General features: G+C 59.0%; 13 protein-coding genes. 5 read left to right on the top strand and 8 right to left on the bottom strand.

Annotation, left to right across the window (positions count from 1 at the left end; genetic code table 11):
• Positions 1-16: 16 nt before the first annotated feature.
• Positions 17-1,018: a hypothetical protein gene (locus tag B5F35_RS08580; protein ID WP_087240016.1), complete on the top strand. Its 1,002-nt coding sequence runs from the start codon at positions 17-19 to the stop codon at positions 1,016-1,018.
• 4 nt (positions 1,019-1,022) lie between these two features.
• Here the strand turns inward: B5F35_RS08580 and B5F35_RS08575 are convergent, their stop codons facing one another.
• From B5F35_RS08575 to B5F35_RS18430, 3 genes are read right to left on the bottom strand one after another with little or no spacing between them, the layout of a single operon-like run.
• Positions 1,023-1,415 (bottom strand): hypothetical protein, encoded by a 393-nt coding sequence (locus B5F35_RS08575; RefSeq protein ID WP_087240014.1) that lies wholly within the window; start codon positions 1,413-1,415, stop codon positions 1,023-1,025.
• A 16-nt stretch (positions 1,416-1,431) separates the two neighbouring features.
• The gene (locus tag B5F35_RS08570; RefSeq protein WP_087240012.1) at positions 1,432-1,881 is read right to left on the bottom strand and encodes a hypothetical protein; all 450 of its coding nucleotides are present in this window, start codon (positions 1,879-1,881) and stop codon (positions 1,432-1,434) included.
• Positions 1,882-1,893: 12 nt separating this feature from the next.
• Complete coding sequence (locus tag B5F35_RS18430) at positions 1,894-2,079, bottom strand: hypothetical protein (protein WP_140401184.1); 186 nt, start codon at positions 2,077-2,079, stop codon at positions 1,894-1,896.
• An 84-nt stretch (positions 2,080-2,163) separates the two neighbouring features.
• Here B5F35_RS18430 and B5F35_RS08565 point away from each other — a divergent pair, with 84 nt between their 5' ends.
• From B5F35_RS08565 to prs, 3 genes are all read left to right on the top strand, one after another.
• Complete coding sequence (locus tag B5F35_RS08565) at positions 2,164-2,628, top strand: YfcE family phosphodiesterase (protein WP_087240010.1); 465 nt, start codon at positions 2,164-2,166, stop codon at positions 2,626-2,628.
• A gap of 109 nt (positions 2,629-2,737) precedes the next feature.
• Entirely contained in the window at positions 2,738-4,435 is a 1,698-nt protein-coding gene (locus B5F35_RS08560; protein WP_087240008.1) for a phospho-sugar mutase, read from the top strand.
• A gap of 251 nt (positions 4,436-4,686) precedes the next feature.
• The gene (prs, locus tag B5F35_RS08555) at positions 4,687-5,832 is read left to right on the top strand and encodes a ribose-phosphate pyrophosphokinase (RefSeq protein WP_087240100.1); all 1,146 of its coding nucleotides are present in this window, start codon (positions 4,687-4,689) and stop codon (positions 5,830-5,832) included.
• A gap of 115 nt (positions 5,833-5,947) precedes the next feature.
• On the opposite strand, the gene B5F35_RS08550 is transcribed toward prs, so the two are convergent.
• From B5F35_RS08550 to B5F35_RS08530, 5 genes are all read right to left on the bottom strand, one after another.
• Complete coding sequence (locus B5F35_RS08550) at positions 5,948-8,248, bottom strand: glycoside hydrolase family 65 protein (RefSeq protein WP_087240007.1); 2,301 nt, start codon at positions 8,246-8,248, stop codon at positions 5,948-5,950.
• A 99-nt stretch (positions 8,249-8,347) separates the two neighbouring features.
• On the bottom strand, positions 8,348-9,181 hold the full coding sequence (locus tag B5F35_RS08545; protein WP_087240005.1) for a carbohydrate ABC transporter permease: 834 nt from the start codon (positions 9,179-9,181) through the stop codon (positions 8,348-8,350).
• Between the two features lie 18 nt (positions 9,182-9,199).
• On the bottom strand, positions 9,200-10,108 hold the full coding sequence (locus B5F35_RS08540) for a carbohydrate ABC transporter permease (protein WP_087240003.1): 909 nt from the start codon (positions 10,106-10,108) through the stop codon (positions 9,200-9,202).
• Positions 10,109-10,222: 114 nt separating this feature from the next.
• Positions 10,223-11,572 carry an ABC transporter substrate-binding protein gene (locus B5F35_RS08535; RefSeq protein WP_087240001.1) on the bottom strand — a complete coding sequence of 450 codons (1,350 nt, stop codon included), beginning with the start codon at positions 11,570-11,572 and terminating at the stop codon, positions 10,223-10,225.
• Positions 11,573-11,757: 185 nt separating this feature from the next.
• Positions 11,758-12,777 carry a LacI family DNA-binding transcriptional regulator gene (locus tag B5F35_RS08530; RefSeq protein WP_087239998.1) on the bottom strand — a complete coding sequence of 340 codons (1,020 nt, stop codon included), beginning with the start codon at positions 12,775-12,777 and terminating at the stop codon, positions 11,758-11,760.
• Between the two features lie 390 nt (positions 12,778-13,167).
• On the opposite strand from B5F35_RS08530, the gene B5F35_RS08525 reads away from it, so the two are divergent.
• Entirely contained in the window at positions 13,168-13,782 is a 615-nt protein-coding gene (locus tag B5F35_RS08525) for a hypothetical protein (protein WP_087239997.1), read from the top strand.
• The last annotated feature ends 90 nt before the right edge of the window (positions 13,783-13,872 follow it).

Below are 13,872 nucleotides of genomic sequence, written 5' to 3'. Positions count from 1 at the left end.
GAAGGGGAACCCGGCTATGGCGAAAAAGAAACGCAAAGGAAACAGAAACGCTCCGTCGTTCTCGGCGGATTACCGGCAGGGCGCGTCCGCTCCGGTGCAGGAGGGGACAGACTCCGAGCTGGATGATTTCCTGCCCGAGGGAGAGGATCTCCCCGACGACAGGGAATTTGCCAAGAAAAAGGAAAAGCCCGCCCCCAAACGGAAGGCGGACCAGACGGAGGAAACGGAAGCTTCCGCAAAAGAGGAATCCATGGAAGCTCAGGCAGAGGACACACAGGAGCCGGACGATTCCTCCTGGAGCTCTGGGGCTGCCGTTCCGGCAGCCCCGGCCGCCGCATCCAGCGCGAGAAGCGCGAGAGCACGCGGCCGCCACCGCTACGGCGTGGTGCTCGGCTCGCTGGTGCTGCTGCTGGCGCTGGTGGGCGTTGTCTCCCTGGCGGGGATGATCGGCACGCGCATCTATGATCAGGCCACGGACGATTCCGCCCTGCGCGCCTACGATGAAAAGCTGGCCTGCATCGTGATGCAGGACCCGGAGCCGTTTGATTCCCCGGAAACCGCCGATCCCACCTTTGTGCAGAACGCGGCTCTCTGGAAATCCATTTTGGAAAAGCGCTCTGAGTGGACGGGCTACGATGACAACGGCCTTGCCATTATCCCGCTGGGTGTGGTGGCCTCCGCCGCCCAGGAGCTGTTCGGCCCCGACTGCTCGCTGAGTCCCTCGAACCCGACGGAGGAAACCTTCTACACGTACGACAGCACCACCAATACTTATCACGTCTCCGTGTTCAGCTCGGACAGCGCGATGACGCCGTACACGGAGAGCAGCCGCCGCGAGGGCGATACCACCGTTCTCACCGTCGGCTACGTGCTGCCCACGGACCCGTGGCGCACCCAGGAGACGTCCTCCGGCACGGAAAACACCGCGCCAAGCCCGTCGAAATACATGGAGTATGTGATGAAAACCGACCCGGAGACCGGCGAGGAATACGTCTACGCCGTCCGTGAGCCGGGCTGACGCCTTATTCCGGCGACATCGCCAGATATAAAAGCGCCAGAAGCAGGGAAGGGTCCTGATTTTCCTCCACCAAAAGCAGGAGAAGGAGCAGGATCAGCGTGCGGTCCTCCTGCTGAAAGAGCATGCGCAGAAGCTCCGGCGAATGGCCTTCCTGCTGGGCCGGATGCTGCGGGCCGGGGGAGGGGCGCAGCTCCTGCCCGTTTTGACGGTCGTGCCCGCCGCCGTTCTGCGGCCCGCCGTTTCCCTGCCTGTCTGCGCTTCCCGCGTTCTGTCCGCCGTTGTGGCCGTCCGTTCTCTGCGCCTGCGGCTGGGCGGCGATCTGCGCCCGGGACTGCATCTCCCGCACGCGGCGCACCGCCTCCTGCTGCAAGCGCTGCATTTCATTGTCCTGCGGCAATCTCAATCCCCCCTTTTCAGAACAGCCCGCTGCTCTTGAGCAGCGGCAGCACGCGCATGAGCTGCATCAGACGCACGGCCTGATCCAGCCGCTGCCGCCGCGAGGGCGAGAGCAGGGGCCGCAGCGCGTGCAGAAGCCGGGTGCCGTCCGTTTCCTCCCGCAGGCTGCCGAGAAGAGGGGCCATGCGCAGGATCGCCTGCGTGAGATCCCCGCCCTCCGCCACAGCGGGATGCGATTCTTCCTTTCCCTGCCCCAGAAGCCCGGAGAGAGCGGCCAGCAGTCCGTTCTCCCCGCCGCCGGAGGAGGCCGGACCGGCGTTCCCGCCGGAATGTCCCCCGGAGGAGCCGCCGGAGCCATGCTCGCCGTCTCCTCCACCAAGTCCGAGCGAGGCGGCAAGGCTCTGAAGCTGTGCCATCGCTGCCGGGTTTCCCAGCAGCTCATTGATTTTCCCGCTCAGATCCTCCATGGCAAGGCCTCCTTATTTTCCGAACAGCTGCTTCATGAGCTCGCGCGCCTGCGGCGTGCTGAGCAGCTTTTTCTGCGCGTCCTTGTCCGCCAGGATCTTTTGAAGGGATTTTTCGTCCTCCGGGGAAAGCTGGCCCATGAGCTGCTGGAGCAGGGCCTGGCGGTCCGCGTCGGAATGGATCTCTTTCATCGTCATCACGCCTTTTGTCTCGTTTTCAGGGGAAAGCCCCTTGTGTTATCTGTATGCGGCTCCTATTTGATTCATGCCTGGAGGGAATATCCGATGAGAATTTTCGTCACATCCGACACACACCGCGACGAATACGCCCTGCGTACCGCCATCCTGCGCCAGCCGAAGGCTGAGGTGGTCATCCACCTGGGAGACGGCGAGGAGGAAGCCTCCCTGATGAAGGCCAACTTCCCGGAAAAGATGTTTTTGCAGGTGCGCGGCAACTGCGACTGGGGATCCACCCTGCCCACCATTGGGGAAATCACGCTGGAGGGAAAGAAAATCTTTTATACGCACGGTCATGCTTATAATGTAAAATACAGTTTGTATCAAATCGTGTGCGCGGCGCGGGAGCGAAAGGCGGATATTCTTCTCTTCGGCCACACCCATCAGCCGCTGACAGACTACGAGGACGGGCTGTATCTGATGAACCCCGGCAGCCTGCACGGCACGGAAGGATCCTATGGGATCGTCGATCTGACTCCGGCGGGAATCGTGACAAATCTTGTGCGGCTGTGACAGCCTTTCCCCATTGACACGTTTTCACCGGAATGATAAGCTAATAACAGAAGGGTTTCGTCCTCGGGCGGAGCCTCTCATTATGGAATGGAAAGGCATGTGATAGAGAATGACGGAATACGAGAGATGGCTTTCTCAGTCCCTGGAGGATCGGGATCTCACGCAGGAGCTTGAGTCTGTACGCGGAAACGAGGAGGAGATCAACGACCGCTTTTACCAGGATCTGGCCTTTGGAACAGCCGGCCTGCGCGGCGTCATTGGCGCCGGCACCAACCGGATGAATATCTATACGGTACGCAAGGCGACGCAGGGCATCGCCAACTATCTCAACAAGCACAAAACAGGCGCGAGCGTCGCAATCGCCTACGACAGCCGCATCAAGTCCGAGCTGTTTGCGCGGGAGACGGCGGCGGTGTTTGCCGCCAACGGCATTCATGCCCACGTGTACCCCCGCCTGACCCCCACCCCGACGCTCTCCTTCGCGGTGCGCTATCTGAAATGCGACGCGGGCGTGTGCATCACCGCCAGCCACAACCCCGCCAAATACAACGGCTACAAGGCCTACGGCAGCGACGGCTGCCAGATTACCGCCGAGATGGCCAACGACGTCTCCGCGGAGATTGCCGCCACCGATATTTTTGAGGGCGTCAAGCACATGTCCTTTGACGAGGGCATGAAGAAGGGCCTGATTTCCTGGATCCCGGACAAGGTGATGGATGAATTCCTGATGGCCGTAAAAGGGCAGAGCATGATCGACGAGCCGTGCACGGGCCTGAAGGTCGTCTACACGCCGCTCAACGGCACGGGCCTGATTCCGGTGACGCGCATCCTTGATATGATCGGTGTGGACGAGGTTTCCATCGTGCCGGAGCAGGAGCATCCGGACGGCAACTTCACCACCTGCCCGTTCCCGAACCCGGAGATCCGCGAAGCGCTGCAAAAGGGCCTGGAGCTGTGCGAGAAGGTCCACCCGGATCTGCTGCTCGCCACCGACCCGGACGCCGACCGCTGCGGCATCGCCGTGAAGCAGAACGGCGAATACCGCCTGATGACCGGCAACGAGGTGGGCGTGCTGCTGCTCGACTTCATCGCCCGGCGGCGCAAGGAGCGCGGCGACATGCCGAAGAACCCGATCGCCGTGACGACCATCGTAAGCACGGATATGGCCACCCCCGTGGCGGAGCATTACGGCATTGCGTGTGTGCGTATCCTCACGGGCTTCAAATACATCGGCGACCAGATTGCCCTGCTCGAGGAAAAGGGCGAGGAGGACCGCTTCCTGCTCGGCTTTGAGGAGAGCTACGGGTATCTCTCCGGCGGCTATGTGCGCGACAAGGACGCGGTGGACGCCAGCATGCTGATCTGCCAGATGGCCTGGTATTACAAGCAGAAGGGCATGACGCTCGCGGACGCGATGGATGCGCTCTATGACCAGTTCGGCTACTACCGCAACGAGGTCGAGAACTTCGCCTTTGAGGGCGAGGACGGCATGAAAGCCATGGCCTCCATTATGGACTCGCTGCGCGCGAAGGCCCCCGAGGAGATCGCGGGCTGGCGTGTGACAGGCTGGAGCGACTACAAGACCTCCGTTCGCTGCGACGGCGGCAAGGAAAGCCCCATCACCCTGCCGAAGTCGAACGTGCTGGAGTACCGTCTGGACAACGGCAGCAAGCTGATCGTGCGCCCCTCCGGCACCGAGCCGAAGATCAAGGTCTATCTCTCCGGCAAGGGCAAAACGGACGCGGAAAGCCGCGATGTCATCAGCCGCCTGCGCGCGCAGACCAAGCCTCTGCTCGGCATGCAGTAAACAGATAAACAGCCGGCCGGTCCGGCGGGATCTCCCCGCTGAACCGGCCGGTTTTTTCCTTTTTTGCACCAAATTTCCGCAAAAGAGCCGCTTCTGCGGGCTTTGTGTCGAATTACAGACAGAAAAAAGGCGATTTTTTCAGTATATCGCAGATTTTTGGCCCGGGAGATTGTAATATCAGGTAAAGATCGTGTAAAATGAAGGTACATTACACACGGAATCATCGAAAAGGAGTGGTAACGGTGGAGCATATGGACGCGAAGGCGATCTTTCACAGGGGCAGCCGCACGGCGTCCCTCGGTCTGATTGTGACGGAGGGCGCACGGGAAATGGGAGAAAAGGTGGACAGCTACCTGGTGCAGATGGCACAGGGAAGCCCTGAAGCCAAGGAATCCTTCATCATTGAAAGCGAATGCCCCCGCTTTTCCTCCGGCGACGGCAAGGGCCTGATCCGCGACACGGTGCGCGGCATGGATCTGTATCTGCTTGTCGACGTGGGAAACTACAGCTGCAAGTACAACATGTTTGGCCAGCAGAACAGCATGAGCCCGGACGACCATTTCCAGGATCTCAAGCGTCTCATTCAGGCGGCCAGCGGCAAGGCCCACCGTCTGAGCGTGATTATGCCCATTCTCTTCGGCGGCCGCCAGCACCGCCGCAACTACCGTGAAAGCCTCGACTGCGCGTTTGCTTTGCAGGAGCTGCAGGCCATGGGCGTGGCGAACGTCATCAGCTTCGACGCGCACGATCCCCGCGTACAGAACGCCGCCCCTCTCATGGGCTTCGACAACGTCATGCCCACCTACCAGGTGCTCAAGGCCCTGATCAACCAGGTGCCGAACCTCAAGCTGGACTGGGACAACTTCATGATCGTCAGCCCGGACGAGGGTGCCCTGAACCGCAACATGTACTACGCTTCCGTGCTCGGGGTCAACCTCGGCATGTTCTACAAGCGCCGTGACTACTCCCGCGTGGTGAACGGCCGCAACCCGATCATTGCGCATGAATACCTGGGCGATTCCGTGGAGGGCAAGGATGTGTTCATCGCGGACGACATCATTTCCTCCGGCGAGTCCATGCTCGACATTGCCTACGAGCTGAAAAAGCAGAATGCCCGCCGCATCTTCTGCTATGCCACTTACCCGATCTTCACCAATGGCCTCGACCAGTTCGATGAAGCGTACAGCAAGGGCATCATCAGCGGTGTGCTCGGCTCCAACCTCACATACCGCACCGACGCCCTGCGCAGCCGCGAGTGGTTCTATGAGGTGGATTGCAGCAAGTACATTGCTTACCTCATCGCCGCTCTGAACCACGACGTTTCCATGAGCGCCCTGATCGATCCCCACGAGAAGATCCAGAACCTGCTGATCAAAAACGGCTATAAGCCGGGCTGATTGAAAGCATATGAATTAATATGAAAAAAGGGTTTCCCCAAAAGCCTGTGCTTTCGGGGAAACCCTTTTTCGATCCTGCAAAAGCGGAGCCCACCGTCAGATGGCAGCAACCCCCTTACAGCGTGTCCTCCACGCCGTTGACCACAAGCTTCACGGACGGGCCGGAAAGCTTTGTGATGTGCATCGCGTCGCGTGTCATCTCCACGCGCAGCACGGCGCCGCGGTAATGCACCCGGAAGGCCAGGCGCTTCCAGCAGGCCGGCAGATGGTTGTCGAGCGAGAGATGATCGGCGTGCCACTGAAGGCCCGCAAAGCCGCAGACGGCGCACTGCCACACATTGCCCATCGAGGCGCTGTGAATGCCCTCGTCGGAGGAGGTCATGTTCGGGCCAAGGTCAATGTGGATGGCGTGGCGATACATGTCGAGCGCCATCTCATCCAGGCCGAGCCAGGACGCGAGGACGCAGTGCTGCCCATGGCTCAGCGAGGAGTCATGCAGCGTGCGGGACTCGTAGAACAGGAAGTTCTTGCGCAGCGTGTCCGCGTCGAACAGGTCGGGCATGACGCGCAGGAGCATCACGAGGTCCGCCTGCTTGGAGACCATCATCTGGTTCATCTGGTGAGGGCTGTAGTCCTCATAGATGGAGGAAACGCCCGTCTGCGCCTTGTATTTCGAGAGATCGGTCTTTTCCAGGCCAAGATACTGATCGTTCTGCGCAATGATGCCGTCGGCGTCCGGCTGGGGCAGGTAGAGCTTCGCGCGTACGTCCTGGAACTGTGCCGAGAGGGCCGCGAGATCATACTTCTCGGAGAGCGAAGCATAGGCGTTCGGCCACCTCTCCTGCATTTGTGCGATCACATCGCAGGCGCGGTCCAGGTTCTCCGCCGTCAGATAGTTCGTGAAGGCGTTGTTGTCGACATGCTCCTTGTACTCGTCGGGGCCAATGACATCGCGGATCTCATAGCGCCCCTTGTCCTCCTGCCACTCCACGCGGCTCGACCAGAAGCGGGCCGTCTCGACGAGAATCTCGCAGCCGCACTGATCCATATAGGAGTCGTCGCCGGTGGCGAGGTAGTAGAGCCACACGCCCCAGGAGACGTCCGCGGAGATGTGGTGCTCAATCATGCCGGTGAGAATCGGGATGCTCTTGCCCGTCACGATATCCGCGCCGCCGATGAGCGGCGTCACCTCGCCGTCGTCCAGCCAGGCACTCTCCCACGGGAACATGGCGCCGGAATAGCCGTTCTCCTCGGCCTTCTTGAACGCGCCGGGCAGGCTGCGCCAGCGGTATTCCAGCAGCGTGCGGGCGGCCTTGGGGTCGGTGAAGAGGTAATGCGGCATGAGGAACATTTCCGTATCCCAAAAGGAATGGCCCTTGTAGCCCTCGCCCGTCATGCCTTTCGCGCCGATGCCCACACGGCTGTCGTCACGGCGGATCATGATGTTCAGGTGATAGAGGGCAAAGCGCATGCCGAGCTGATCAAACGGATCCTCGCTCTCGATCACGACATCCTGCTCGTCCCAATACTGCTTCCAGCAGGCGGCGGATTCCGCGAGCAGATCCTCATAGGAGTGTCCGGCTGCCTTCGCGAGGCAGGCGTCGCCCGCGGCGCAGACCTGCATGGCGTTCGTGGAGCCCGCGGGCTGGCCGTAGGAGGTAAAGACAAGGTCGCGGCCGGTGTGGTAGGCCGCCAGCTTCTCCATGGAAAGCGTCTCGTCCTTCGCGACATGGAAGGTGTAGCGGTTCACAAAGCAGCGGCGCTCCATGACGGGCAGGGAAGCGGCCGGGGCGGGGGTGAACTTGTGCAGGCAGTGCACCACCACCGGCACGTCGGACTGCGTGGTGCGGGTCATCAGGCGCAGCGCGCCGCCCTCAACCAGGCGCTTTTCGCCCTCGGCGCAGTGCTGGGAGCCGGAGTTGGAGGTGCGGGAGCTGATGCCGCTCTCGATCACCAGATCGACATCCCCGGAAAGCGGGGTGACTTCCATGCGGAAGGCAGCCAGATGCTCATTTTTCAAAGAGACAAAGCGGCGGAAGGCAAAGCGCAGCTTCACGCCCGCGGGGCTCGTCCAGTTGACGGTGCGCACCACCTCGCCCGTGCGCAGATCGAGGGTACGGCTGTAGCCCTCGGTTTTTCCGGCGTCCATGGCAAAGCGCTCGCCGTTGACGAGGATCTTCATCTCCGTCACGTCCGGCAGGTTCGGCAGCTCCGTCACCTCGTCGGGCAGAGCCTTGTTGAAGGTGCCGGTGATGAAAGCGCCGCGGTGCTCGCCGACATAGCTCTCCTCCAGCGTGCAGCGGATGTTCATATAGCCGTTGCCCTGCGCGAAAATAGACTCGCATTTTCCGGTGCGGCGGGGATCAAATACATCTTCCTCGATGATCCAGCCAAGGGGTTCCTTCTTATAATTCATGGAAACGGTCACTCCTTCTCAGAATACGCCCGGGAAAGGCCGGGAAAGCGAAAAACGGCCTTCCCCCAGGGCCGGGGAATCAAAAACGATGGGGTATCATCAGCCCTTGACGCCGCTGGACACGACGCTGGCCTGCACCTGCTCCTGCGCGAAAGCGTACAGGATGATGCCCGGCAGCACCACGACCGTCAGCGCGGCGAACAGGGAAGTATAGTTGTAGGAGAATTCGCTGGTGAAGAAAGCCAGCGCGATCGGCAGCGTGCGCTGCGTATCGGAAACAGTCAGCAGGGACGCGAAATAGTACTCGTTCCAGTTGCCGAGGAACATGAGAATTCCGGCGGTGGAAAGGGCGCTCTTGGCAAGCGGCAGGTTGATCGACCAGAAGGTGCGGAAGAAGCCGCAGCCCTCCAGGCCAGCCGCCTCGTCAAGGGAAGCGGGGATCGCCATGAAGCCCGCCTTGAGCACGAAGATCGACATGGCCATACCGGCGGAGAGGTACACCACCGTCACGCCCCAGATGCTGTCATACAGATTGAGCTGGGTGATGAGGGAGAAAATCGGCTGCGTGCGGCTGTGGCCCGGCACCAGAAGCGTCACGGTGAAGAGGGCAAACAGCAGGCCGCGTCCGGGGAAACGGAACTTCGCGATCACATAGCCGCCCATCGCGTAGAACAGCAGGGAGACAAAGGTGGAGATACCCGCCGCCAGCAGCGAATTGAGGAAGTAAACCGGGAAGTTGTATTCCTGGAACAGATGGATGTACGGCTCAAACGACAGCGAGGAGGGCAGCGCCAGAGGGCTGGACAGAATCTCGCCGTTTGTCTTGAAGGAGGAAGCGATAACCCACAGAATCGGGAAAATGGACACGACAATGACAAAAATCTCCACGAAGTACAGGAGGATTTTCGTAAGAATCTTTTTCGTTTTATCCATGATGAAAGCCCTCCCTTCTTAATAATCCGAAACGTCCATACGGAACGCCTTGTTCACGATGCCGAGAATGATCAGGCCGATGACGAACATCAGCACGCCGATGGCATTCGCGTAGCCATAGCGGTAGTCCGTGATGCCCTTGACGAGCAGGATGGACAGGCTCATGGTGTCGTCGCCGGGGCCTCCCTGCGTGGTCAGGGAGATCTGCTCGTACATGGAGATACGGGAGGTCAGCGTGCAGATGACGGAGGTGCCGATCGCGGAGCGGCACAGCGGCAGCTGGATGTGACGCACGAGCTGCCAGCCGGAGGCTCCGTCAATTTTCGCGGCTTCGTTAAGCTCCTGCGGAATGTTCATCAGATCGCCCAGCACCAGCAGGGTGACGATGACGGCATAGAACAGCCAGGTGAAGGTGACGGCCCAGAACGCCCACGGAGAGGTATAGAACCACTGCACATGGAAGTTCGGATCGATCAGCCGGATGAAGCTGTTGAGAATGCCCATATCGTCGCTGAAGAAGAAGCGGTAAATCATCGCCCAGGCGGCGGCGCTGATCACGTTCGGGATCATGAACACCATGCGGGTGAACTTCCATCCGCGCGGCTTCTGATACAGCACGAAAGCCGTCAGCACGCCAAAGCCGACGTGCAGGAACATGCCGACGAGGCACCAGTAGAAGAGGTTCTTCAGCGCATAAGTAAAGCCGCTGTTGGTGAACATGTTGATGTAGTTGGTCAGGCCGTTGAATTCCGGGGCGTTAAAGCCGTCCCACTTGGTGAAGGAGGTCAGAAACACCTGGATGATCGGCACGAAATAGAACATCAGGAATATCAGAACCGTGGGAAGAAGGAACAGATAAATCCATTTATAGTTGGCCCGCTCCATTTTACTGGCCTTGACGCGCGGGCTGCTCTTTGGCGCTTTCATATCGGGGGCTCTCTCCTCTCTTGTCGGATTCTCTCATAAGGAAAAACGGCGCGCAGCCGACTGTATCGTCAGCAGGCCGGCGCGCCGTTTTACTTCCTTTTTGCGTATCTCTGCTTATTCCGCGGAAGCTTCGACGGACTTCTGGGTCATCCAGTCGCAGAACTCCTCGGGAGTATAGGTGCCGTTTGCGAGGGAGGGCAGGAGCTTGCCGAATTCCGTGTTCGCAACGGAGTTCGGAATCACGTCGAGGATGCAGGGCACATAGACCGTCTCCTCGGTGGTGTCGGCAGCCAGATCCGCGAGAACCTGCGTCTCAGCCTGCTTCTCCTTGAAGTCCTCACTGTACTCGATGTTCGGAGCGTCGCCGCCCTCGGCCAGCAGGTAAGCCTCAAGCTCCTCGGGGTTGCTGATGAACTCGAGGAACGCCTTGGCCAGCTCGATCTCCTCCTCGGAAGCGGAAGCGGAAATCCACCACTCGCCGAAAGCACGGTTGTTTTCAATGCCCACATTGCCGGGGAAGAGGGAAGCCTTCACGTTTGCGCCGTCGAAGCCGTTGCTCCAGTTGGCGGAGTTGGACTCATTGAACTCGCTGGACATCCAGGGGCCGTTCGCGATCACGGCGGCCTGTCCGCTCATGAAGGCGTTGGCAGCGTCAGCATAAGCCGCGCCGATGGAGTTGGAAGCCGCATTGTTCTGCAGAAGCTGCTGCAGGGAAGCCACAGCATTGACGAAGATCGGATCGCTGAAGTCGGTGATCTTCTCGTCAGCGCCGGCCTGGAGCAGTTCCACGCCGCCCTCCTGGTTGGCAATGAAAGCCGTCAGGAACAGAGCGGAAACCCAGCCGTTCTCCGCGGTGGAGAAAGCAATCTTCTGATCGCCGAGGAGAGTGACCAGCTCATCCATGGTCAGGGAGCTCAGATCCTCCTCCGGATTCCACATGGCGGTGTTGTAGTAGAAGCCGGTCGGACGCACGGTCATCTTCGGGATGGTGTAGATTTTGCCGTCGCCCTTGTCCTTGTTGTAGTCCACGCTGTCCTGAACGGCACGCTCGAGCAGGCCGGACTCCTCAAGCCAGTCGGTCATATCCCAAGCCAGGCCGTTGGGAATCACGACGTTCAGGATCCAGTCCAGGTCGCCGCCCTGCACCAGCACGGGCAGCTTGTTCTGCTGGGCCAGCTGCTTGAGACGATCGCCGAAGCCGTCCTGCGGCACGGTCTCAAGGTTAATCTTGTACTGACCCTCATACTTCTCATTGAAGCGCTCAACCTGGGGCTCAAAGAACACAGCGCCCACGTTCTCGCCCGTCTTGTAAGACGGGATGCTTACCTCGATCACGCCCTTCGAGCTGCCGCCGGAAGCCGTCGAGCCGGAAGCGGTGGAGCCGCCCCCATTGTTGTTGCAGCCAGCCGTGGCAAGAAGCATCAGGCCGGCCAGCACACTGGCCAAAATCTTTTTCGCTTTCATTTTCAGATTCCTCCTTAAAATTAAATAATAATAGCAGGAATTTTTTACTATTTCGATCTCCGAAAGGAGAACTCGACAAAATTTTACAAAAACGTTTTTGTTTTGCGCAAATTCCTCTTCCTTTCCAGGGAGAAAAAGGGGAAATTGGGTCGAAAACGTTTTTGGAATATCCTGAAAAAATGGCGTCAGATGTTTCTGACGCTGCCGCGAATGGCAAGGGTATGGGGAAGGACAACACGGTTCGGCACTCGTTCTCCCCGGATTCTGGAGTGAAGAACCTGCGCGGCCTTGTAGCCCTTTTCGAAGATATTCTGATCGACGGTGGTAAGCGGCGGATCGGTGTACTCGGTAAGTTCAAGCCCGTCGTAGCCGACAACAGAATAATCCTGCGGGACGCGCCGCCCAAGCTGGCGGAGCGCCTGCATCGTGCCGATGGCGAGCATATCGCTCATGCAGAGGAATGCAGTAGCGCTGTCGGGGCTGTGCTCGGAAAAATAGCGCAGCACGCCGTCATACGCTTCCTCGCGCAGAAAATTGGTGTAGATAATGTTGTCGTTTGTGAGCGTCAGGCCGTTTTTCTCCATGGCCTCATAGGCTCCTGCCAATCGTTCCAGTGTAACCATGGCGTTTTTGCGGCCATTCACCAGGACAATTTTCTTGTGCCCGCAGTCAATGAGATACTGGGTGAGCTCTTTAAACGCCGCGATATGATCAATGGTAACGCTCGTGACGTTATCGCCCGCGACCTCAAGATCGATGGTGACGCAGGGATACCGGCTCGCGCCGAGCGTTTCGCAGTATGGGTCGGTTGTTTTCAGGCCCAGAAGAATCGCTCCGGCCAGATTGTGCTCATAGCACATCTGCTCGTAGCTTTTTTCCATCTGGATTTTGCCGTTGATGACATACAGGGAAACCTCCAGGCCATGCTCCTCGGCGTACTCATAAGCGCCGCGCATGAGGATGGTTTCAAACCCGTTAAACATTTTCTCCTCCAGAAAACCGGAGAGAATAACAGCAATATTCTGTATATGCTTGGAGGAAAGATTTTTCGCCATGAGGTTGGGGGAATACCCCAGCTCCCGCACGGCCTCGAGCACCTTCGCGCGTGTTTTCGCGCTCACATCCGGGTAATTGTTCAAAGCCCTGGATACCGTGCCCACTGAGACGCCCGATGCTTTCGCAACGTCCTGTATCGTAGCAGGCATAGCGGACGCCCTCCCCTCCGCGTCTTTCCGAAAACGTTTTTATTCTGTTTATATTTATACAACATGCAAAAATAAAAGTCAAGCCCTTTTTGTAAAAATTTATGGTTGCTTTGCCTAATATTTCAGCTTGACTCCCCGTATTTCATGCCCGGATACAGACAAAATGAAAACTTTATGAAAACTTTGCCCTTAATTTTCCACAACCACACGAAAAAAACTCGTTCATTTGACGAAAAATCCGGAAAATCTTTTTTGCAAGGCTTATAAAACCACAGAAGCAGACGATAGATCCATATAGAGGAAGAATAGCCGAACCCCTCCTGAGACGCAGCAGCGTTTCAGGAGGGAGGAGGCATCTGGTTCACCAGGAACCGGAAAGGAGGAAGAAAAATGGAGATTTCGCGTATTGGGCAAGCCGCGCAGGCAATGCGGCAGACAGAAAAGCAGGAGAAGTCCGGACGCTCCTCCTCTTTTTCCACCAGCCGTATGGATAAGCTGGAGCTTTCCGCCGCGGTGGTGGACGCGCTGCGTGCAAAGGAGAGGGAAAAGGCCAAATCCAAAGGGCTGATTGCCCTGATGCGTCCGCAGCAGCAAAAGGATCCGCAGATTGAGGCAATGAAAAAGGAGCTGAAGACTCTGCGGCAGTGCGCCAAGATCGCCGCAAGCCTGCGCGAGGGCGACAACGTCCCGCCGGAGGATCTGCGTTTCCTGCTTCGCAACAATCCGCGGATGTACACGCTGGCGATGGCCATGCGCAAGCCCAAGGAGGATCCGGAGGACTGCAAGAGCGTGCTGGAAAAGGAAGAGGAGGAATCCTCCGCCGAGAAGGTGCAGGAGTCCGAAGGTTCGCCGGATGTTTCGGGCAGCGGCGGCACACAATCCAGCGCGCCGAGCGCACCGAGCGCACCAGCCGCCCCCAGCGCGCCTGCGGGCGGCGGGGGAGGGGACGTCTCCTCCGGCAGTGGTTCCGGCGGCACAGGCGGCGGCTTTGGCGGAGCCATGTAAGAACCAGGCCCAAAATCACAGCCAACCTGCCGTATCTCTCCGTGTGAACAGCGCGGGATACACAACAAGGCCCTCATGCGACGCAAGATC

It is taken from the genome of Anaeromassilibacillus sp. An200 (genome assembly GCF_002160025.1).
GTDB lineage: Bacteria > Bacillota > Clostridia > Oscillospirales > Acutalibacteraceae > Caccousia > Caccousia stercoris.
The sequence above is the reverse complement of the archived record's forward strand: the minus strand, read 5'-3'. Positions and strand labels throughout refer to the sequence as shown.